At 40.6% G+C, this 24,552-nt stretch carries 16 protein-coding genes; all 16 read left to right on the top strand.

Annotated elements, in window-relative coordinates:
• The first annotated feature begins 316 nt into the window (after positions 1-316).
• The 16 genes from DW036_RS20065 (at position 317) to DW036_RS19985 (ending at position 24,304) form a co-directional block, all read left to right on the top strand.
• Entirely contained in the window at positions 317-1,582 is a 1,266-nt protein-coding gene (locus DW036_RS20065; RefSeq protein ID WP_255421321.1) for an ATP-binding protein, read from the top strand.
• A gap of 929 nt (positions 1,583-2,511) precedes the next feature.
• The gene (locus tag DW036_RS20055; RefSeq protein ID WP_118466001.1) at positions 2,512-5,337 is read left to right on the top strand and encodes an SNF2-related protein; all 2,826 of its coding nucleotides are present in this window, start codon (positions 2,512-2,514) and stop codon (positions 5,335-5,337) included.
• A gap of 15 nt (positions 5,338-5,352) precedes the next feature.
• The gene (locus tag DW036_RS20050; RefSeq protein ID WP_118465956.1) at positions 5,353-8,490 is read left to right on the top strand and encodes a DNA methyltransferase; all 3,138 of its coding nucleotides are present in this window, start codon (positions 5,353-5,355) and stop codon (positions 8,488-8,490) included.
• A gap of 6 nt (positions 8,491-8,496) precedes the next feature.
• Positions 8,497-11,751, top strand: coding sequence for a DEAD/DEAH box helicase family protein (locus tag DW036_RS20045; RefSeq protein WP_118465955.1), 3,255 nt, complete (start codon positions 8,497-8,499; stop codon positions 11,749-11,751).
• Positions 11,752-11,897: 146 nt separating this feature from the next.
• Positions 11,898-12,497, top strand: coding sequence for a TetR/AcrR family transcriptional regulator (locus DW036_RS20040; RefSeq protein WP_118465954.1), 600 nt, complete (start codon positions 11,898-11,900; stop codon positions 12,495-12,497).
• Positions 12,498-12,656: 159 nt separating this feature from the next.
• Positions 12,657-13,163 carry a hypothetical protein gene (locus tag DW036_RS20035; RefSeq protein WP_118465953.1) on the top strand — a complete coding sequence of 169 codons (507 nt, stop codon included), beginning with the start codon at positions 12,657-12,659 and terminating at the stop codon, positions 13,161-13,163.
• An 89-nt stretch (positions 13,164-13,252) separates the two neighbouring features.
• On the top strand, positions 13,253-14,476 hold the full coding sequence (locus tag DW036_RS20030) for a hypothetical protein (protein WP_118465952.1): 1,224 nt from the start codon (positions 13,253-13,255) through the stop codon (positions 14,474-14,476).
• 69 nt (positions 14,477-14,545) lie between these two features.
• Positions 14,546-15,049 carry a DUF6714 family protein gene (locus DW036_RS20025; protein ID WP_118465951.1) on the top strand — a complete coding sequence of 168 codons (504 nt, stop codon included), beginning with the start codon at positions 14,546-14,548 and terminating at the stop codon, positions 15,047-15,049.
• Positions 15,050-15,061: 12 nt separating this feature from the next.
• The gene (locus DW036_RS20020; RefSeq protein ID WP_118465950.1) at positions 15,062-16,210 is read left to right on the top strand and encodes a DUF2931 family protein; all 1,149 of its coding nucleotides are present in this window, start codon (positions 15,062-15,064) and stop codon (positions 16,208-16,210) included.
• Positions 16,211-16,224: 14 nt separating this feature from the next.
• Positions 16,225-17,106 (top strand): helix-turn-helix transcriptional regulator, encoded by an 882-nt coding sequence (locus DW036_RS20015; RefSeq protein WP_147401520.1) that lies wholly within the window; start codon positions 16,225-16,227, stop codon positions 17,104-17,106.
• A gap of 56 nt (positions 17,107-17,162) precedes the next feature.
• On the top strand, positions 17,163-19,238 hold the full coding sequence (locus DW036_RS20010; RefSeq protein WP_158585977.1) for an Imm5 family immunity protein: 2,076 nt from the start codon (positions 17,163-17,165) through the stop codon (positions 19,236-19,238).
• A 22-nt stretch (positions 19,239-19,260) separates the two neighbouring features.
• Positions 19,261-20,343 carry a hypothetical protein gene (locus DW036_RS20005; RefSeq protein ID WP_118465947.1) on the top strand — a complete coding sequence of 361 codons (1,083 nt, stop codon included), beginning with the start codon at positions 19,261-19,263 and terminating at the stop codon, positions 20,341-20,343.
• A 149-nt stretch (positions 20,344-20,492) separates the two neighbouring features.
• Positions 20,493-21,314, top strand: a complete 822-nt coding sequence (locus DW036_RS20000) for an RteC domain-containing protein (RefSeq protein ID WP_118465946.1) — start codon at positions 20,493-20,495, stop codon at positions 21,312-21,314.
• A gap of 234 nt (positions 21,315-21,548) precedes the next feature.
• Positions 21,549-21,959: a helix-turn-helix domain-containing protein gene (locus DW036_RS19995; protein ID WP_118465945.1), complete on the top strand. Its 411-nt coding sequence runs from the start codon at positions 21,549-21,551 to the stop codon at positions 21,957-21,959.
• Positions 21,922-24,009: a bifunctional DNA primase/helicase gene (locus DW036_RS19990; RefSeq protein ID WP_118465944.1), complete on the top strand. Its 2,088-nt coding sequence runs from the start codon at positions 21,922-21,924 to the stop codon at positions 24,007-24,009. The genes DW036_RS19995 and DW036_RS19990 overlap by 38 nt, the downstream gene beginning before the upstream one ends.
• Positions 23,984-24,304, top strand: a complete 321-nt coding sequence (locus tag DW036_RS19985) for a helix-turn-helix domain-containing protein (RefSeq protein WP_118465943.1) — start codon at positions 23,984-23,986, stop codon at positions 24,302-24,304. Before DW036_RS19990 ends, DW036_RS19985 begins: the two co-directional genes overlap by 26 nt.
• Positions 24,305-24,552 lie beyond the last annotated feature (248 nt).

The raw sequence follows: 24,552 nt of genomic DNA, 5'->3' as shown, positions 1-24,552 counted from the left end.
GTAATCAATACCATTATATTAGGGATAATACATAAAGCCGAATTTTTCGCTGTATTTAAAAGTACTATTATACGGCAAGTTTATTATAGATTTATGCGCATTACAGGTGAAATGGCATCTTTTAAAAGTGCGTATTGCAGGTAGTCAATATGGATTTTTATTTGCGTATTGCAGAAAATATCATTGATTTTGTATATGAATGAGATGATAAACATTGAATGGTATGATATTCAAACGTAAATTATATGACAAACTGCTTGTCTGGAAACAGCAAGCGACAGGTACTAAGGCGCTTTTGATAGAAGGTGCCTGACGGATAGGCAAATCCACTCTTGTGGAAGAGTTCGCAAAGAATGAATACCGGAGCTATCTTATGATAGATTTCAACAAAGTTAGTGACTCGGTTATTTCGGCCTTTAACAATTACATGAATGATCTCGACACCTTTTTCCTTATTCTTTCTTCGGAATATGGTGTGAGGCTTTATCCAAAAGAATCCATTATCATATTTGATGAGATACAACAGTTTCCGAAAGCCCGGCAAGCGATAAAGTATCTGGTCGCAGATGGACGGTTCGACTATATAGAGACGGGCTCGCTAATCTCCATAAAGGAGAATGTAAATGATATTACCATTCCTTCTGAAGAAAGGACACTGCTTATGTACCCCATGGACTTTGAGGAGTTTGCTTGGGCTATGAATGAAGAGCCATTGATGGTATATATCCGCCAATGCTTTGATAAAAAGGTACCTTTGGAGCAGGGGATTCACGCCAAGGCTATGCTGCTGTTCCGCCAATACATGATTGTGGGCGGTATGCCGAAAAGCCTGTCGGCGTATCTGGAGAACAACCGGAACTTCGAAATGGCCGATATGGAAAAAAGAGACATACTGACACTGTACCGGAATGATATAAAGAAGATAAAGTCTGGCTACAGGTCGAGTGTACTAAGTATATTCGACCAGATTCCGGCTTTTCTTTCTCGTTCCGAAAGACGTGTAGTGATGAATCGCATTGAAAAGGGGGCGAGCTTTCCAAAATATCATGATACTTTCTTTTGGCTCTCCGATTCGATGATTGCCAATGAATGCTTTAACTGTTCGGACCCTAACGTAGGACTTTCGCTGAATGAGGACAGAACATATGTGAAGTGTTATATGGGCGATACCGGACTACTTATCAGCCATACATTTGATGAAAATGAGATCTCTGATGGAGAACTTTACCGGGAAATCTTATTGGGAAAACTGTCGGTGAATGAGGGTATGTTCTACGAGAACGTAATTGCCCAGATGTTGGTGGCGGCCGGGCACAAACTGTACTTCTACACGCGATACAATCAAGAGAAGCACCGCAACGACATGGAAATAGATTTTATCCTGTCGAACCACAGCAAACTGAAATATAAAATATTTCCGATAGAGGTGAAATCGAATGATAAATATTCCATCCGTTCTCTTACCCGGTTCAACGAGAGTTTTCGTCAGCGTATAGGAGGGAGCTATGTGATTCATCCTAAAAACCTGAGTGTAAAGGAAGGGGTGGTGTATCTACCTGCCTATATGACTTTCTGTTTGTAAGCATATTCATTCTTGTAATCACCATTTCTGCACACTATCATTCCAGTTTGATTATGTGCAGAGAGGGCTTATCGTTCATTACACTTTTCATGTTGTTCATAATCAAACGGGCTTTCTGTTTACTCCTCAAAACAGGGATTTAGTGGAAGAGCTACAGGCTTCTGTCAGGATGGTGAGGCGTGTTGGGGCCATCTGTAAAACAGAAGGATTTAGCATTGATACTTGTAAGAAGTGTCAAGACTATATTGTACGTTATGTTATCGGCAATGCCAATAACCGCAGAGCTATGCTCGGAGTCAAAATGCTGGAATACTTCAAGAAACATGAAATGCTTTTGGCTGATACAAAACAGAACCATAAAATTTCTCTGACATTATTCCTTCAGGCTTTGGTCTTTACAAGGATAAGAAGTCACCTGATAAGCTATTTGGAATTAGTCCATTCATTCTTTTCATACCGTTACATTCTAAATTTATGAACGAATCCGTAACTAAAACTTTTAATTTCAAAGAACGCTTATGTAATATAAAACTAAGGGACATTGATACTTTATTAGAAAAAAGCATATGTCCACTAATTGGGTTACAGTACGAACCAAAAACTTCAGAAATGTGGGCTAATTTAGGAATATAGAACTCTAGGTAAATCAGTGATCATCTTAAAGTGAACGGAAGGGGCAGATGAGAGTGAATTTTCCACATTACCAACTATTCCATAGATTTTTAGAAGAAAACGGTACAAATAATGGTATTTTCAAGTTTGAATGTGTATTTTTGCAAACACGTTCACCTATATAAATAGGTCAACTAAGAGTAAAATGTTTATCATTCAACTATAATGTAGTCGAGGTGATGAATCAAAAGGATACTCTTTCACATCTACGTCTGACTAAATCTGTTAAAGCGTTTTGTGACGAAGTTTTTAATAGTATGATAACTAAATATCACGCGAAGTATTACGCAAACTTGCTTACACAAAAAGCTGTGGGCGGTGAACTATCTTCAATCTCGCAATCACTAATGAGTGCGTCTGTTGACATTAATCCACATCAGATTGATGCAGCCCTTTTTGCATTCAAATCGCCACTATCCAAAGGTATCGTTTTAGCTGATGAAGTCGGTTTAGGAAAGACTATCGAAGCTGGTTTGGTCATTTGCCAATATTGGGCTATAGGCAAACGAAAGATTATAATTGTTTGTCCTGCTGCATTGAGAAAACAATGGAGTACAGAATTGATAGATAAATTTGGTATTGACAATATTATCCTTGACACCAAGAACTATAATGAAGCCATCAAGAACGGCAGATCTCCATATTCAAAGAATAAGGCAATTATTTGTTCCTATAATTTTGTGGCTCGTAAAAAGGATGAAATATTGATGCATGGTTTCGATATATCAATCATTGATGAAGCTCACAAACTAAGAAATGTTTATCGTCAGTCAAGCAAAACATCTCATGCAGTTCGTGATGCTCTCACAACAACAAAGAAGCTGTTGCTTACAGCTACCCCCTTCCAAAACTCTTTACTGGAGCTTTATGGCTTGACAAGCATAATTGATGATCATATTTTTGGTAGCGAGAAATCATTTAGAAGTGAATACGGTTCTGGAGAAAATAATGCCGACCTTCGTTCACGATTGTCTACGATGTATAAACGTACATTAAGACGTGATGTAAAAGAATATATCAATTATACAAATAGATTACCACTGACACAGAAGTTCGACTCAACTGATGCTGAATATGAGCTATATCAAGCTATTTCTGATTTTCTCAGAAGAAACGATATATACTCAGTTCCTGCACAGCAGAAGAAGTTGACTACAATGATAATCCGTAAGATATTGGCTTCTTCAACTTTTGCTCTTATAAGTACATTGACTAATATAAAATCACGTCTCGAAAAGATGCTCGAAACGGCATCTATGCCCTTATTTACAGCAGAGGATTTGATAGACGATGATGAAGAAATAGATTTGTATGTTGATGATAACGAAGATATATCAGCCGAGGAAGAGGATGCGATTGACATTGATAAACTAAAGGCTGAGATTGAGCTATTGCAAACATTTATCAACAAAGCCAAACAGATAAAGCAAGATTCCAAATCAGAAGCTCTTCTTCAAGCATTGGATAAATCATTTGAGATGCAAGCCAAAGAGGGTGCTTCACGAAAGGCATTGATATTTACCGAATCAACAAAGACACAGGCATATCTGAAAGAATATCTTGATGCTAATGGCTACGAAGGTAAAATCGTATTGTTCAATGGTCGGGGTTCTGACCCTAAAACAACACAAATATATAAAAACTGGTGCGAAGCTAATCCTTCAAAAGTTAGTGGCATCAAATCTGCTGACCGAAGAATGGCATTAGTAGATTATTTTAGAGAATCGGCAGATATTATGATTGCAACAGAGGCTGCTGGCGAAGGTCTTAATCTTCAGTTCTGTTCTCTTGTTGTAAACTACGATTTACCGTGGAATCCTCAAAGAATTGAACAGCGCATTGGTCGTTGCCACCGTTATGGTCAAAAACATGATGTTGTTGTTGTCAACTTCGTAAATATCAGGAATTACGCAGATGTGCGTGTATTCAATATTCTTAACGAGAAATTCAATCTTTTTGATGATATATTCGGCGCTTCTGATGAAATTCTCGGTAAGGCAGACGCTATCGACTTTGAAACTCGTATTTGGGAAATCTATCAGCAATGTAGAACTGAAGAAGAAATCAATGAAGCGTTCGATCGTCTTCAAACTGACATGCAGGTTGAGATAGACGAACGCATGAAAGATACTCGCCATCAAATTTTAGAAAACTTTGATATTGATGTGCAAGAACATCTTCGTGTAGCAAAAGATGAAGCAAGTACTTTCTTAAATAGATATGAACATATTCTTTGGGAATTAACAAAGTATGTGCTTGATGGCAAAGCTAAATTCGATGATAAACAACATTCTTTCGTTCTCAAAAAGTCAGTTGCGAATTGCGCGTGTGGTAAATATGATTTATTATCACAACTGCAAGATGGTGCTCCGTATCGACTTTCTCACCCTTTAGCTCAGTATGTCCTCGACAAAGCTATGATTTTAGATACAGACAACTGCAACAGTGAAATCGTATTCAACAATAAAGATACTGGTATAAACGTAGTACTGCCTGAATATCTTAGATGTCAATCAGGCTATTTAGGCTTATCAAGACTTCAAATTTCATCATTTGAAGACGAACAATATTGCTTGTTTACTGCATTCACTGAGGATGGCAAGTTCTTAACACAAGAAGAAGCCGAAAAACTATTCCTCTGTGGTGGAATTGAAAAGATAAATACCCAAATACCTGATACTATTGTTTCTCGACTGAGTGCAAATTCAAAACAACACATCATAACAACAATAAAGAATGTGGATAGTAGAAACCTTTCATTCTTCAAAGAAGAAGAAGACAGAATCTATCGTTGGGAACGCGATGTGATTGATGGTATTGAGCAAGAGCTTGATATAGTAAAACGTAATATACGTGAAACAGAAAGACTTGCTCGTCAAGCTGAAAATATAGAAGAACGTATCAGTCTTGAAGCTAAAGCAGAAGATCTGCGCCGTCAGAAGCGTAGAAAGCGCAATGAACTTGAAAACAGGGAAGATGAAATATCTGTTCGTAGAAAAGAGCTCGTTGCTGAACTTGAGAGAAAAATGATTCAAACAACTTCATCAGATAATCTATTTATTGTCCGTTGGAGTACTAACTAATTAATAAACAACATAATGAATGAATATCAGAAGCGCTTCGTCGCATTATTGAAAACCATATTTGAGTTAGATAAGTCTGACCTTGATTTCGGTATTTACAGAATCATCAATATTCGTCAACGTGAGATTGTTGATTACTTCGAGAATCGTCTACCCAAGAAAATACAAGAGATTCTCGCACCATTTGCAAATGAAAAGACTGATGAAATCAAGCAAAAGTTGGCTAAGATAGGGTCTGATGTTGAATCAATGGGTATGACTATTGATGCTCTTCAAGACAATACTCCAAAGAAGCAAGAATATATTGCTTTGCAGAAGCAGTTATCTCAAGGTTCTGATATGTCAGCACTCGAAAGCGACGTCTATTCTGCACTATATTCATTCTTTAATCGTTACTACGACGAAGGAGATTTTATCTCTAAACGTCGTTATAAAGAAGGTGTCTATGCTATTCCATATGAAGGTGAAGAAGTAAAACTGTATTGGGCTAACCAAGACCAGTATTACATCAAGACTGCTGAAAACTTCAAGGATTATTCGTTTGTTACAAAGGAAGGGATAAATGTTCATTTTCGCTTGGTTGATGCTACAATCGAGCAGAACAATAATAAGGAAACTGACGATTCTAAACGTGTGTTCATGCTGTACACAGAAAATGATGAGCGACCTGAATTGAAAACATTCGAATGGAATGCTGAATCAAAGGAACTAATCATTCGCTTTATCTTTGACATACCTGCAGACAAAAAGAAGAACTATGTTGATGATAACTATACAAAAATTCGTGAATATATTATTGGTGTACCTGAATTGATGATGCCATTGATGTACCAAACATCAACAGACCCAAAGAAACCTGTAACTTTGATTCAGAAACATCTTAACGGATATGTAGCAAAGAACACATTCGATTATTTCATCCATAAGGATTTAGGTGGATTCCTCACACGTGAACTTGATTTCTTCATCAAGAACGAAGTGATGCATCTCGATGACCTTGACACAGATAATGAAGTACGTGCAGAAAGTTATCTTGCAAAGGTGCGTGCGGTAAAACGCATCGGTAAAGAGATAATCACATTCTTGGCGCAGATAGAGAATTTCCAGCGCAAACTTTGGCTGAAGAAAAAGTTTGTGGTGGAAACGAATTGGTGCATTACACTTGACCATATTGATAAATCTTTCTATCCGGAGATTATTGCTAATAAGACACAGATTCAGGAGTGGATTGATATGTATGCTATTGATGAAATCAAAGGAGATCTAAATACAACAGCATTCACAAATCCTCCGAGCATAGAATTTTTGAAGGAGAATCAAAACTTAATTGTTGATACAAAGAATTTTCCGACCACATTCCGTGACCGTTTAATTGCATCTATAGATAATATAGATGAGAACACTAATGGTTTGATGATAAATAGCGATAATTATCAAGCTCTAAGACTAATAAAAAATCAATACTCCAATAGAATTCAAACCATATATATAGACCCTCCATATAATACTGATGCTACACCAATATTATATAAAAATGGATATAGAGATTCATCTTGGTTATCATTAATGCAGAACAGATTATTTGAAGGAAAATCATTATTGGTTGATACGATTGGATATTATTCTATAGCTATAGATGATACTGAACTTCACAATTTATACAAAGTTCTGGAATTTACTCTTCCTAACTATAATATATTTCAAGTCATTGTTAATCATTATCCTGGTTCTGGAACAGGCAGAAGTAATGTAAGTAAAACCCATGAATACAACTTATTTGCAGTAAAAAAGAATAGTGATATATTGCGAGGAAAAGCTAAAAATGCAGGAGAAAGAGTAAGAGGGTTCTGTCGGAGTGGTACTGGTGATAATAATTTTCGATATGGCAGACCTAATAGTTTCTACGCAGTATTAGTTGACCCAACAACTCACACTATTAAAGGTTTTGAAAAACCTCCATTAATAAACGAAGACTTCCTAACCTCAAATACAAATGAAGGTTATCTACGTGTATACCCATTAGGAGCAGACGGAGCAGAAAGATGTTGGAGTTTAGGATATGAATCTGCTAACGAGTATTGGAAAAACGATATGCTATTTTGTTCTGATAACAACGTAATTAAAAGACGTTATTTTGATGATGAGAACAGAGATTTATTACCAAGCATGTGGGTAGATTCAAAGTTTAGTGCTGTTGTTAATGGTACTAACTTATTAACAAAAATGTTTGGAGACTCTGGTAGATTTCCATTTCCAAAGTCACTTTATACAGTAGAAGAAGCAATAGAAGCAGGCACATTTGACGATAAACAAGCTATTGTTCTTGATTATTTTGCAGGCTCAGGAACCACAGGACATGCTGTAATTGACTTAAACCGAAAGACTAATGGAAACAGAAAGTATATCCTTGTTGAAATGGGTGAATACTTTGAATTAGTTACCAAAACAAGAGTAAAGAAAGCTATTTATTCTTCTGAATGGGATAGTGGTAAACCAACAGAGCATAACAATGGCATATCCCAAATAATGAAATATATGCGTCTTGAAAGCTATGAAGATGCACTTTCAAACATTACTCTTGAAGAGAAAGGCTCATTCTTCGGCTCTAACTTAGGAGATGAATATCTAATAGGTTATATGCTTGATATGGAAGCAAAAGGTAGTTTACTAAATCTAGATGCTTTCATCTCTCCATTTGAGTATAATATGAAGATTACAGAAAAGAATGAATGTAAAGAAAAACGAGTTGATGTCATTGAAACCTTCAATTACCTTATTGGTCTTTCTGTTCATAGTCAATCTTCAATCTCCTACTTCTCAACCAAAGAAGCTGTTAATCCTCCATATGAGGGTGCAGTTGATTTACAAAAAGACCTTAATGGAGTTTATGGATTCCGTCAAATCGAAGGAACATTACCAGATGGTCGTAAGGCTTTAATTATATGGCGTAACATTAATCAAGATAATATTCTAGCGAGCAATGCTGCACTGGATGCCTATTTTTCGAAATATCGCATCAATCCTGCCGACCGTGAGTTTGATGTAATATATATCAATGGGGATAACAACCTTGAGAATCTGCGTCTTGACGATGAGCAATGGAAAGTGGTGCTTATCGAAACAGAATTCAATAAACGAATGTGGGAGGAATAACGAAATATGGCAAAAAAGAAAAGTTCACCATCAGTCAGCTTTGAAACCTATTTGGTTTTATTCCGTTACTTTCTTAGTGAGATAGGCACTACCGAACTGAAAAGTTTGGGTAACAAGCTCAACAGCGTTGAATATGAAGGATTGGATGAAAATGGCAATACTCATTTTCATCATTACATAGCTCAGATAGCAAAGATGAAACATTGTAGTATCACAACCGATAAGTTGCGGGAATACGATGAGAGAATTTGTCGATATACAAAAGAAATTGGAGAGAAGCGTGGTGGTATCAGTTTGAAGTATTTCCAATACATCTCGCTGCTTTTTACTGAGATGTATCTCGACAACTACTTTGCAGACAGATCAGCCTTCTGCAAGTCGCTTAACGAATTCATTGACAGGGAAAACACAAGAACACTTGGCGCTCTTACGATGGAACCATATACCATTAACTCAATGAACAAGTTAGCGTATATGTGTGCTACAGGTAGTGGTAAGACACTTTTAATGCACATCAACATAAAGCAATTTATATTCTATTTGAAGCGTGCAAAACGAATAAACGGCAGTATCGCTATCAATAAAATTATAGTGCTTTCGCCAAATGAAGGAATGAGTAAACAACATTTAAGTGAGCTTACTCTCTCTGGAATTAAAGCAAATATCTTCAATAAAGATGGTGGCGGTATGTTTAACGGACAAAATGAAGGTGTTGCCATCATTGATATGAACAAACTCAAGGAAGAAGGCAAAGTGAAAACCGTATCGGTAGATAGCTTTGAACGCAATAACCTTGTTCTTGTGGATGAAGCCCATCGTGGCATGTCTTCAACAGATGGTGTTTGGTACGACTATCGTACACGATTAAGCGAAGAAGGTTTTGCCTTTGAGTACTCAGCTACATTCAAACAAGCACTGAATGCCACATCTTCAAAAAAGGAAGACAGGCAAATGGTAGCGGAATATGGCAAGTCTATAATAATGGACTACTCTTATAAATATTTCTATGGCGATGGCTATGGAAAAGATTATCGTATCTATAACCTCAGAGCAGGTATTGATGATAATCACCGTCATTTGTATTTGATAGGTTGTTTGCTTTCCTTCTTCCAACAAGTGAAGTACTCTATTGAAAAACGAACCGAACTGATTCCTTTCAATATAGAGAATCCATTATTAGTGTTTGTTGGAAACCGTGTAACGGCATCAACATCAAAAGATGAATTGAGTGATGTTCAGGAAGTGCTATGTTTTATTGACAGATTTGTTCGTAACAAACAAGAAAGCATCCGTTGCATAGAGCAAGTGAAGTCAGAAGAAACGGGTCTTACCGATAAACATGGGCGTGATCTATTTTCACACGATTTCAATGCGTTAATAGATGTGTATGGCCAATTACCATCAGCGCAAGTGCTATATGAGGATATGCTTCATCTGATATTCAATACCGATACCGTTGCCGATGCTCCACGATTGCACATTGAAGCCATAAAGCAAGTGCAAGGTGAAATTGCAATGAAGATTGGCGAATATGGTGATTATTTTGGTGTGATAAACATTGGAGATACATCTAATCTTATTAAGGCTTGTGAGGCAAAGGGAATAGTAAGCAGAAGCGAAGAATTCGTTTCTACTTCATTATTCAATAGCATCAACGATAAAGAATCAAAGATTAGAATACTTATCGGTTCACGAAAGTTTACCGAAGGATGGAACAGCTGGCGTGTGTCTACAATGGGATTGATAAATTTTGCCAAAGGTGAAGGTTCGCAGGCAATTCAGTTGTTTGGTCGTGGTGTTCGTTTGAAAGGATATAAAGGAATGCTAAAAAGGTCTACATGCCTTGACGATACCTCAGTAAAACCTTTGCGATATATGAACTGCGTAGAAACACTTACCATTTTTGGTGTGAAGGCGCAATATATGGAGGATTTCAAGAAATTCCTTGAACAGGAAGGAGCTCCTATCAATGATGATATTATTGAAGTGACTCTGCCAGTAGTCAATCGTTATGATGAAATAAAGACAAAGAAACTTCGTGTCATAAAAGTAAAGGACGGAAAGAATTTCAAGAAGCAAGCACGACGTATGGTGCTCGATGTACCCAAAGAAGACTTCATGCGATACCTTGTTCGTAGTAAGTCGGTACTAGATTGCCGAAGCAAGATTCAATCCATTGAATCATCAGGCTCATTAAAAATGAATATTCAGGTGATTGATACAAGATTCACGATTCCAGCATCAACACTTGCCTTGCTTGATTATTATCGCATCTTTGATGAGATTCAGCAATACAAAAATGAGAAGTCTTATTTCAATATCAGCATTGATAGGAACAAGCTGAAATCTATTCTTGAAACAGATGGTTGGTATGAACTAATTATTCCAGAAAAGCAACTTGAAATAGATTCAATTCGCAAAATTGACTATGCCACAGATTATGCGATTATGGCATTAAAGTCTTATATGGACAAATTCTGCAAATTCGAGCAAGAAAGATGGGAAGCACCATTGCTTGAATTCCAAGAAATATCGACTACTGACAATAATTTTGTAGATGAATATACCTTCACCGTTACACCACAAAATAGCTTAGATACCACTGGTGAAGAATTGGATAAATTCATTGGAGATATAAAGTCTATTCTTGCAGATAATAATGGATTGAACGAATACGAAAAGAAGTTTGACTTCAACAAAAATCTGTGTCTGTTCGATTTCCGTTCTCACTTGTATGCGCCATTGGTATGCTTGAAAAAGGGAAATACCAATATACAGATTACCCCTGTCAGCTTGAATGAAGATGAAAAGCTGTTTGTTGATTATCTGAAGGAATTTACAGAGAATAATGGTGATGTACTTGAAAACAAATCCCTTTATCTTCTAAGAAATAAAAGTAAGGTGGGTATGGGATTTTTTGTTGCAGGTAATTTCTATCCTGATTATATCTTATGGATAGACACACCTGAAAAGCAATATATCACATTTGTCGACCCGAAAGGTTTGCTTCGTATTATGCCTGATGACCCTAAGATTGAATTTTACAAAACAATCAAGGATTTGGAAAAGCAGTTAGCACCGACAGCAGGTGATAAGCAGATTGTTCTCAATTCATTTATTATGTCTGCAACAAAATCAGCAGATTTGCATGAATGGTGGCATTGGGATAAAGCCACAAGAGAGGCACACAATGTCTATACTCTTGATGATGATCAATGTGTTATCAGTATGATAAATAAAATATGCCTTTTACAAAGTTAATATATAAATAGAAAACTATGTTAGGACAAGTCACTATATCTTGTTGTAAAGGGGGGGGATGTGAGGTTTTACGGGTGGAGATATGGCTGTTCGGAAGAAATGTATTATCTTCGTGGTAACCAAAGATAAATATATGCTGCGCTGATATGAAAACGAATAAGGCTGAAATATATAAAAATGCGTTCCGGCTGTTCTTACAGGACAATTACGAGAAGGTGACGGTGGTAAAACTGGAGAAAGCTATCGGATTGTCGTGCCGGGGTATCTATCATCATACGAAGGACAAACAGGGACTGTTCAAGGCGGTTGTAGATACCTATATCTTTGAACCGCACAAGGTGGAAAACAAGTTCGTGTTTGCGGAAGATATTTCATTGCGGGACTTCCTGCAAACCTATATCGAAGGGGTGGAAAGGACAATGGATTATCTAAGCAATGAACTGGGAGTAGATAGAAAGGAATGTGCCAAATGCTATTTTCAGTTCTTGTTCCAAGCGTACAAGTATTATCCGAACTTTGTGGAAAAAATGGATGCTATCTTTGAGAAAGACCAACAGATGTGGCGAAAGATAATTGATAAGGCAATCGCTTCGGGGGAAATCAGAAATGATATTGCCACGGAAGAGGTCGTCGATATGTTCCGAATGGCACATCTGGGAATGTCATACGTGCTGGCTTTTACCACGGGACTTGATACCGAACGGCTAAAACGGCAATTTGACGCTGTATATAAACTGCTGAAATGATTCTTTTGAACGGAAATTGAACATCATTCAATCTTTTATGTGATATGTGAAGCACCTTTCGGGGTGCTTTTTTTGTGTCCGCACGAAATAAAATACAGCAAACACTGTGTTTTCTGAAAGTTTGTGCTATATTTGGAAAAACAATAATGATGAAATAATATGAAACTTAAAATAGTATTGATAATGGGATTACTGAGTTTAGGATTAAATACCAATGCACAACAATACGATTACGGTGAAATAGAAAAGAAGGACTTCCTATACCATTTTATAGGAGATTCTGATTCATTGGGCTTGATTGATAAAAAGTATGTGGACGCATGGTGGAGCGTTTTGGATTCTGCTTCGATAATCCCTTTAACCCGAAAGGAAACACGAGACATTATTAAAGCCTTTAAAAGCGGAGCGTTTGATGATGCAAGTGTGATAAAACATGATGATGTTAAAAATGAAGCCGGGGAAATAATAGAATATGGTATGATAGAAAGCATATCAGTGCAAGCAGATCTTCCTCCCAAGACTTACTACATATTTGTTGGAAAAACCAAAGAACTTCCTTATAAGAATGGTCATTTTTACATGACAGACGTCACAAGTGTTTCACTCTCTAATAAATGGAAAAAGAAAGTGGATGCCATTATTAAGAAATATTGCTCTAATGAGTAGTTATCGAAAAAGAATGGATAGGAAGCGAAAAAGGATATGTGAGGTAACGGGGTATCTTTGCAGCCAATGGAATATAAAATGTATGAACCATGAAAATACTGATTATCATTATAGGAATATTGGGGATATTCTCTTCTTGTACAAGTAGAAAGGAAAGGCTTGCAGAAGGAGAAGAAGCAATTCTAAATGGGTATGAAGTAGAAAGAAACATATTTCGTCCCGATTCTTTTCCATTAAAAGGGGAAACACTGTACCTGATATTAAGGGAATATAACTTTAACAATGACGGTACAAAGAGTGCAGGCGCAGAAACCATTACCTTGTCACCGAAAGAAAGGGAAATGATTATACATGCCTATATGGGCGGACAAGGAGAAAGGCAGAAAAGGGTTGATATTGCAGATAAGAAAGATGTAAAGACGGAGAATGAGGAACAAAGACCTAATTACCCTATTTTCGGTTATTGGTTGTTTACCGACCAAAAAGACGGAACGCAAGGTCAGAAAATGTTGCCATATATGAACAATGTTTTTGATTACGGCTCTACTGATACAAAAGCAAAGTATGCATTGTTTGGTGATGAATTTTACGAAAAGGTAATTCTAACGAAAGAGGATCAGCGGAAAGTAGATTCGATTATAGCAAAATATGATTTAGGACGAAGATATGATAAAATATATCCTGTGGATAAAACCAGCCAAAGAATGTTTGCCACAATTGTTGAATATGAAGTACTTGATACCGTTACTTTTAACAAGAAGGCTATGGAAGAAGCAGGCTACCCTAATCCGGAATATAAAGTACGGGGATATTGCGATACTTTGCCTGACAGGGCTATCAAATTGTGCCAATATTATTATGACTGGAAGAATAAACAAGATGCTTTTTATCGAATAGAAGTAATCAGACCGGATTACATAATGGCTGGAAAGATTTACAGTGAAACAGGAATGATAAAGGAACAATATTGGGCTATAAATGATAACCGCCTTCTTAGAATTGGTAACACTTACCATTATGACTGTACAGGAAAACTGATAAAAACAGTTTGTGAAGATGAAGGATTTAAAATCAGCTTTCTACAATTTCAGGAGATACTTTGGAAAAATGGGTACTATATGCCGAATCATATGCAAAACGGAACAGTACACAAAGAGCGCACTATCAGTTTTGGAAAAGAAGTTGTAAAAAGAGAGGGAGAAATCCCCTGTTATATATATAGCTACATAGACTTTAATAAAGAGGTGACAATCACAGTAAACGGAGTAACCGGACAAATCATATCAAAAGAAATAAATCTGGTAGTGGACTGATAGTGAAATTGATTTAATATCGGAAAATTATAAAACATACAGACTATGAACATGAGAGATTTAGAAATTATGATACAAGAAATTAGAGATGCTTTTGTCGATATGCCTTATCCGGGTACGGAGTATATAACGAACGACTTGGAAGGGAATGATCTGGAACGAAAGCAGATACGGGAAGGGTTCAGCCGTTATGAGAACTGGCAGGATGTGCCCCGTGAATTGCTCGTGCAAGAACGGGATGCGTTGCCTTTATTTGAACCACAGGGGTTCAGGTTCTACCTTCCGGCGTATATGTTGTTCGCACTGGAAGATTATGAGGGGACAGACATGATACCCGAAAGCATTGTTCATTCGCTGACATTACCGGATGCCGGAACGGAGCTATACGAGTTTGTACGGGAAAGGCTGGTGCTGTTCAGTGAGGAACAGAGGAAGGCTGTACTACACTTTTTGGAATATCTGGAACGATGCCATGCGGAAGATTTTACGGATATATGTGTGGGCGATTGGTGTTCGGCTACTCCACGCAGGGCGATTGAAAGATGGTGCAGACTTGTTACTGACGAAATATAAAATATATGAACCATGAAAATACTGTTTATCGTTATGGGAATATTGAGTTTGTTTAGCTCCTGCTCCGGCAAAAAGGAGAAGCAACAGGAGAAGGAAAAGCTATATTCGTGGTATCCGAGTGAAAGCGCACCTTATCTTTATCCTACGACTATCCATGTAGGGTATTTCGGTATGCCGGACAAAAGTACGGTTTATATACCGAGTAAATCATTAGTTGGCAATGTATGGGGAGTGGGACAATCATTGCACGTTGTGGGTGAAGAATATAAACCCTTACCGGAAGCGATAGAGATCGTATGGTTGTCGTTTACTGAAAACAAATTTTATTTTGTTTCGGAGTGGTTGCCAAAAAACAGATTGCAATCGTTATTTGACACGGTTTGGATGAATGTGCGGAAAATAGAACAGCGATATAACGGGCTTGTTGTTGGCATGGCTCCCTATGGAATGATACAAATATGGGCGGTTGGTTATGGTAGACGGACAGAGGTTTGTTGTCTGCATGGGCCGGAAGTGCCCGTAAAGATGTCGGAATTTCGCCCTCGTGCTATTATTAGCCAAGATGAATATGTCAAGTCCACTATTGAAGATGAACCAAGAGTATATGAGAATTTAAAGAAAAATGGTTTGCCTGACAGTTTGTTGTTTGAAAATTACCGTAAACGTTTTAATTATCATATAGTTCCTGAAATAGAAATGGAAGATGTGGATTTGACACAAATTGCAGTACATTATTTCAATGGAGAATATGATGTGATTTTATGGGAAAGACTGAAAGAGAATCTATATTCTTTACAGGCTCGTCCCCGTAATATCTATATAAGTTGGACGGCAGGTAAGGATCAATATGAAGTTAGATTCGTATTTGACGAACAAATGATTCTTTCTGCTTTTGAAAAGGTGTTCGGCAGTGATTATCCGCAGAGGGATGATTTTGATATTATGGAGCTTTACGAAAAGTTGTATGGTGAAGGAAAGTTGCCGAAAGGTGATTTTACCATTCATATTGATAATGAAGGAAATCCCACCGGAGTAAGTCTGAAAACAGAGAAAGGGGAAATGAGTGTACCAACTGATAAAATACAAATCTTAGTTATCAAAAATGATAAATTGATTTATGAAAGTAGTAATTATAACGAAAGCGATTGGTGGGGGTATTAAAAAATTATACGGATATGGAAACAACATCAACATTAAGCCAAGAACTGGTGCGGGCAGCGGTGACGGCAGAATCGGAGATTGCGGAGAAGGTGCAAGCTCTGGTAGAAACAATGGAAGGAATGATACGAAGCAAGCAGGATGCGGGGGAATTTGCTGGGCTGGAACAGCTTGCCGAGGACCGACGGGTAATGCGGTTCGTGGCAGATACGCTGAACAAGCTACCGGAAGCGGTGACGTACAGCGACAAGGGTTTCGAGGCGTATGTGATGCTGGTTGCCTTGTCACGGGAAGATGCGGCACTGCGGTATGTGTTCCGGTTATCGAGTTGGTATATCAACTACGGGTGCAACAGGGAACTGCTGTACTTGTGCCGGATATTGCATATCTATCCTGAACGGGGGTATCTGAACGGGGTGTATAACCGACTGGCGCAGTATGTGCAGCAAATGAAGCGGAAACGTCCGCACTGTACCAAGAGCGAGGATTTGCCGAAAGGTGCTACGGAACTGGAAATACCTATTGCCTGTGCGAAGGTAAAGGAAATGACGGGTGAAGAGTTGTTGCAGGCAGAGGTGTATCTGGGAATGGTGAAGAATAAAAGGCTCGTGGAGAAGGTTACGAAGCATTGCATGAAGGCAAAGAATACGGGACATCTGGCTGACCTTTGCGGGTACAGCCTAAGCACTTTCCGGCGGCTGTTCCGTGAAGAGTTCCGTACTACTCCCCATGAATGGCTGAAAGGACTGCGGAAAGACAAGGTGAAGAACCTGCTCACACAAACAGACTTGCCGCTGCTGGAAGTGGCAGAGGTGTGCGGGTTTGTGTCGCAATCGTACCTGACGGAGTTCTGCCAGATGAATTTCGGGGCAAGTCCGGGTGAGATACGGAAAAATTGATAATGAAAGATTAATGATAAGTTACAATGAATATAAAAACACTTCTTTCCCATTTTATGAAAAACAAAAAAGTTGAAATAAGCGAGCTAAGGACGGTTATAGAGCAAAGCGGTAACGGTCATTTGCCTTTGTCCTGCCGTGTGGAACTGTTACAGTCCATCGGTAACGTGGAGATAGTGAACAAAGTGTTTGCGGAGTGCTGCAAAAAGGTATATCCTCTTTGGGGAAATGAGATTGAAGATACCTTGTTGCGGAAACTGCTGTGTTCGGCGGACGAATACCTTTACCACGGAAAAGGAAAAGCGGATGCCTTAGTCGAAGAAGCGAATAGACTACGTAACTATGTAGAGGGGCAATCCTGTACGGAAAATATGGCAGGATGGGCGGTAATCTCACTTTGTTATTCGATAGCGGATCATGCGGCCGCTATGCTGGATATTGATGAATACGAGGGAGAAGATGATGGTGCGTTTGAGTACGAGGTATGGAATACGGACTTTTTCGCTTCGATGGCTTTTGCCGGGGGAAATCCTTTTGTGGATGAAGGGGATGCGGGAAAAAGGCGGGAGTTCTGGTACTGGTATCTTGATACAGTAGAAACGCTGTGCCGTAAATCAGATGCGCCGCTGATCCGAATAGATGCCCCAAAGAAAAAAGAGGTGGAACAGAACACTATTCCACAACGGATACAGACCTATCAGACACCTGATATATTGCTAAAAATACAACAGATAATAGAAAAATCCACGAAAGTATTTAATAATTATTGTACGGGGAATTGGGATAGAATTATTGTAGAAGCGCATTGTATTGGTGATGTAAGAACGGAAGGATATTTTATATGTAATAATATTGTTTCAAAAATGCCTGTTTCATTAAGTACAGCGGATTTATTGTCTGAAATAAAAAATGATATGTATAAACAGGCAAGTATTGAAGGCGCATGGCTTATGTGTAAAATAGTGTTTGATACCCAAAAGAAATTTATTATTGAATTTAATTATGACAATAAGGCTTCATTGCCCAATGATGTATTTGATAACCCGGAGAGATTAGAAACGGCGTTCAAGAAGTCTCCACGAGCCAAAGGTTATACTCCGATGTGGTGGCAAGAGATATTGGGAAAGAAAGCGAAGTATTTGAAAAATACTATTATCGTGGAGCAATTCGCTATTCCACAACGGACACAGACTTATCAGACACCTGAGATATTATCTAAAATTCAAGAAGTCATAAATAGTGCATTAGTGTTATATGATAAGGATTACAATGATAAATGGGATAAAATTATAATATCTGTTCGTTGTATGGCTGTGGGGCTAAGAGCAAAAAATACTGTAATTAAAGAAGGGCAGGAACATAGAATGAAAACATCTTTGCAGGTGTTTGATATAATGAACGATGTTAAAAAGGAAATGTACAATCAGGCAAAAGTGGAAGGTGCATGGTTCTATTGCATTATTGAGCTAAATCCTGACTTGACGTATTCTATCCGATTTGTCTATGACGATAAAAGTCAGATTCCACAAGACCACTTAGTAGATTCAGATGATTTTGTTGCTGAATTTAAGAAGTACCCACGTGCAAAAGAATATACTCCATTATGGTGGCAAGAGATATTGGGAAAGAAAGCGAAGTATTTGAAAAATACTGTTATCGTGGAGCAATTAGCTATTCCACAGCGAACACAGACTTACCAAACACCTGCGATACAAGAGAAGATTCGGCAAGTTATAGAAAATTCGATGAAAGTATATAATGAAAATTATACAGGAATGTGGGATAAAATCATTATTAAAGCAGAAGGAATTGATTCTATTACTACAAATAATCATTTCATATTAAAAGGAACAACAACCAAATTTCCCGCATCTTGGAAAAATTTCGATTTAATGGAAGAAATAAAAGATGAAATGTATTCACAGGCTGACTTTGAGGGAGCATGGCTTACATGTACAATAGAACTAATGCCTAATAAAACATTTACTGTTTGTTTCAATTATGACGAAATGCTTGATAATAAAACACCTGATAACTTTAGCCATGAGTTTAAAAACTATCCACGTGCCAAAGAATATACTCCGGTATGGTGGCAAGAGATATTGGGAAAGAAAGCGAAGTATTTAGAATAACTATATCTGTAAAATCAAGCGTATGGCAAAGAAAGTAAAATGTACGACGAGCGATGTGTTCGCTATTCCGGTGTCCGAAACGGAGTTTATATTCGGAAGGGTGCTGTTTGATGTAACGAAACAGTATATTAAGATTGTGCCAGAAGAAGAAAGAGAATTAAATGATCTGGAGTTCTTCAATAAGAGTGTGCTGGTTGAAATGTTCTTGGGTGTGTACACTTCGGTGGAAGATGTGGACTTTGAGAAGAAAGCTGTTACCGGGACGTTCGTGTTTAACGATTTTCTTAGTAAATACGAGGGAGTGATAGTCGGTAAAAGAGAGGTTAATCCCATTGAAGTGAGTTTCCCGGAAGTTCTAAGTCGGTATAATATGAATGTTTATTTGGCTTCGGGTGAATTATACTTACCAATTCCAATAGATGGTGATAAATATAGAGAGATAGGTGTTTACGCATCTTCCGGATACGGATATTATAATCTAATTGTTGCTACTCTGGATTTTTCCGGGCGGGATGATTTAATTAAAGAGGATGCCAAAATGGATAATTATTTTGAGCATATAGACTTGCGTTCACGACCGGAATTAAGGAGTGAAATTTACGCATCAATTCACGAAGATACTAACCAAAATTATTATGATATGGCATTGAAATATGGCTTTGATTTAAAACGATTATACGAGCAAATTACGGGAAAGGAGAAGGCACGTGCGAAGAAAGAGAAATACCCACAGGAAATAATGACAGATGTGCGTTGGGCGTTCTATGGCGGGCAGTACGATACCATCGAGGAGTTTATGAAGGCTGTGCAGGAGTACCACGAGGAACTGGATGCGGACGGGTGGCAGCCGGAAGAGGTGGTACTGGCGTGTAAGGAAGTGACAGTGCAATACGCCTATTGGGAGGAGGAAGACGAAACAGAGGAAGATTTCAGACTGACGGCGGACGGGGACGGATTTACCGCCGGAGAATTGCTGTTTAAGATTCATAACCGGGTGGTGGGACATCTGGAAAATGAGGATCACCATTTTTTTGAAGGATTGTCACTGTACAAGGATGCCGCACCGGAAAACAGACCGTTCTATTTTCTGGGATTGGGGAGTTGATAACGTGGGGTATGCCACATCCGGCATGGTAAAAGTCGTTTTTGTGCGATTTGAGCGATTATCGAAAAAGAATGGACGGGAAACGAAAAAAGTAATATTCGGATTGCCAATAACTTTGCAGCCGTTTTTAGAAACCTAAAAAGGATTGCATGGATAAATTTTTTGATTCAATGTTACAGGAGATTGACCGATATACGGGGACGGTCAATCTGGAAGGGGAAAACATTATTCCGGGATGCCGTGAAATGACGAAGTTCCTGAAAGAAAAGATGGCTGAACTGAAAGACTTCGCACTGTCACACAAGTTTAAGGATGACGCAGAGGAAATCCGATTTTTTAAGTACCAAAAGCCGCTGATACTCGGGCGGCTGCTGTACTTCTACAAGCTATACCAGATTGAGAGTAACCGCCCACCCAACTATGAACTTGCCGCTGGTTATTACCAATGTGAGATTGAGAAACTGAAAACGGTCTTTGAACGCAGCCTTTCCTTTTTCCAGTATTACCGTAGCGGGGCTACGTACCGGGACAGCTTCTACTTCAAACGGGGACAGACGGAGATAAGCCCGGAAACGGACACGTTCATCTTCGAGCCGGAAGCGGAGCTATCCACCGGATATGACCGGTTGGTCGCCCGGCTGATTGCGGTGGAACTGCTGTTAGCCTTCCTGACAAGGCGGATGCGTGAGCCTGCGGACGGCGAGCCGTTATCGGGAAAGAAGCTGTACTGGACGGACAAGAAAGCGGCGGCGGTGGAACTGATATACGGCATCCATGCGGTGGGGAGCGTGGATAACGGGAAAGCGGACATTATCGACATTGTGACGGCATTTGAACGGACGTTCCATATTGATCTGGGCGACGTGTACCACACGTTTATCGCCATGCGAAACCGGAAGAACAGCCGGACGGTGTATCTCGACCAAATGATAGAGAAACTGCTGAAACGGATGGACGAAACGGACAGCTAACCTGTTGTAAACCAGTTACAGGATTACCAAGTTCATAGCAAGCTGCTAAAAACAGCCCAATCAAGCCCTAACCAGTGAAGAAGCGGCTTGCAGCCGCCGGAACGAGCCGAAAGAAAGCTCCCCGGCGGCTTTTTTGTGCCCGGAAAAAATCTTTGGCAAGGTGGTACGGACGTGAAAAGAAAAACAATCGAATAGCCGGACATTTGCGACCAGAAATCTAAATATCAACAGATTATGGAAGTAATAACAATCGAAAGCAAAGCCTTTGCCGCCCTCGTGGAAAAGATAGACGGGATAGCGGCATACGTGCAGGAATCCCGGCAAAGGGAGACGGAACAACAACAGGGACAGGATGAGAAGAACCGCCGGAAAGCGGACAAGTGGATGCAGAATGCGGAGGTATGCGAATATCTTGAAATCAGCCCCCGCACGCTGCAACGCTACCGCACGAACCGGATTCTCCCGTTCTCCATCTGTGGCAAGAAGATCCGCTACCGCCGCACGGACGTGGAGCAGTTCCGGGAACGCTGGATGCGGGAAACACCCGACACGCTGATTGACCGGATGGCGGAACAACACCCTTTACACGAACGAAAAAACAAGCTGTATGGTAAGAAAAGAGGAAATACTGGCACGAACGAGTAACGGGCTGGACGTGTTCCGCCACTACCTGCCCGTGAAATGGCGGGTGGGCAGGAATTTCCTGAACCCGCTGTACGAGGACAGCAAGGCGTCGTGCAACGTGTACTATGACCGCCGAAGCGGAACGTACAAGATGAAGGACTTCGGTAACGGGGACTTTTCAGGCGACTGTTTCTTTCTCGTGGCGAAAGTGAAGGGGCTGGATTGCCGGAACGCCGCCGACTTCGTGGAGGTGTTGGAAACGATAGACCGTGAACTGTGTCTGGGTATCGGTGAGGATGTGCCATCGGAAACGGTACGGGAACGGCGGGCTGCCATGCGGGTTGTTCCCGTGGCGGAAGGAAACGAAACGGTAGAGCCGAACGGGACGGAAGAACGGGCGACAGAACCGGAACACAAGCCACGCCCGTACCGGACGGTGCAGCAGCCATTCACGGAAAATGAACTGGAGTATTGGGCTGGGTACGGGATCACGGAAAAGGTGCTGAACCGTTACGGGGTGCAGTCGCTAAAGGAGTACCGGAGCGAAACGAAAGATGGGAAAGCGTTCGGCTTCACGTCCACGTCCGCAGAACCGATGTTCGGGTATGCGGGGAAATGGGGCGTGAAGGTGTACCGCCCGAAATCGGAAGTACGGTTCGTGTATGGCGGGCATACGGGGGATAACTACTGCTTCGGGCTGGAAGAGTTGCCGCCCAAAGGCGACACGCTGTTCCTGACGGGCGGGGAAAAGGACGTACTGACACTGGCGGTGCACGGGTTCCACGCCATCTGTTTCAACTCGGAAACATCGGTTATCCCCACGAAGATTATTCGCAAGTTAGTGTACCGTTTCAAACATATCGTGCTGCTGTACGACGTGGATAAAACGGGGCTGGAAAGCTCCGAGAAGCACCGACAACAGCTAACAGAGTACGGGATAAAACGGCTGGTGCTGCCACTGACGGGAGAAAAGACGGACAAGGACGTGTCGGACTACTTCAAGGCGGGACGGACACGGGAAGAGTTCGTGAAGCTGTTCCTCAAAATGCTGGACAGCCTGTACGGGGACACGATGGCGGTACTGAAATCGTGCGAGATCGACTACGACCACCCGCCACTGGCGGCGGTCAGTATCATTACCGCCGGGGACGTGCCATTAGGGACGGAAGAGAATATACTCTGCATCACGGGCGGGGAAGGTACAGGAAAGAGCAACTACACGGCTGCACTGGTAGCCGGGGCGATTCAGGAGAAGGAAACGGATACCGACCTGCTGGGCGTGCGGGTTGAACCGAACCGGAAAAGGCGTGCGGTGCTGCTCTATGATACGGAACAGAGCGAACAACAACTGTACAAGAATACAGGGCGGTTGCTACGGCGTGCCGGACGGGAACGAATGCCGGAGTTCCTGCATGTATATTGCCTGACGGGAATGTCAAGAAGCGAACGGCTGACCGCTATCATGCAGAGCATGGACAAGTACCATTATCTGCACGGGGGTATTCATTTGGTGGTAATCGACGGGGTGGCGGATTTGATACGCTGCGCCAACGACGAGGGGGAAAGCGTGGCATTGATCGACGAGATTTACCGGCTGGCGGGGATTTACCGTACGTGCATCGCCGCCGTGGTGCATTTCGTACCGAACGGCTTGAAGCTCCGGGGACACTTGGGCAGCGAGTTACAACGCAAGTCGGCGGCTATCCTCTCGATAGAGAAGGACGAGAACCCGGAAATATCGGTGGTGAAAGCGTTGAAGGTGCGGGACGGCAGCCCACTGGATATTCCGTTGATGCAGTTCCGCTGGGACAAGCAAGCCGGGATGCCTGTGTACGTGGGCGAAAAGCCCCGTGCGGAGAAAGAGAAGCGCAAGGAAAAGGAACTGGCGGAAATGGCACGGGAGGCGTTCACCCGGCAGGAGAAGTACGGTTATATCGAACTGTGCGAACTGATACAGGAAATGCTGGAAGTGAAGGAACGCACGGCAAAGGGTTATATCCGCTATATGCGGGAGAAGGAAATCATCGAAAAGGAAGGAGATTGTTATGTACACAGACCGGGAAGAGTTTGAAGGCTGGATGCAGCGGATCATGCAGCGGTTCGACCTGACGGAAAAACTGCTGGAACGGGTGCTGAAAAAGAACAGTCTGCTGGACGGTGAGGAACTGCTGGATAATCAGGACTTGTGCCTGCTGCTGAAAGTAGGCATACGGACATTGCAGCGATACCGGGCTATCGGGGCGTTGCCTTACTTCACGATCAGCGGGAAGGTATTCTACCGTGCGAAAGATGTGCAGGAGTTCATCCGTAACCGTTTCGATGCGGTGACGGAGAAAAAAAATCCGGAAAGAAAAGCAAGCGGATAAGAGTATCAACAGACCATTACCCCACGTTCACCATGTACTTAGGCGTAAGTGAAGAGTGAACGGTTGCCCTGCTTTGTCGTGAGATAAGGCGGGGCTATTCTTTTGTAGTTCGGCAGGTTTGCACTATATTTGCAACTGAAAATATGAAAGTTCATTGCCCGGCTTGAACGCAAGCGGGTTTTGATTATATAGATTGTACGTTCGCTGAACGTCTCGGTACGAAAACTGGCACTTTTCATTAAGAAACG

The sequence above is a fragment of the Bacteroides sp. AF39-11AC genome (genome assembly GCF_003474285.1).
Classification (GTDB): domain Bacteria; phylum Bacteroidota; class Bacteroidia; order Bacteroidales; family Bacteroidaceae; genus Bacteroides.
This window is presented reverse-complemented; position numbering and strand designations above follow the sequence as displayed.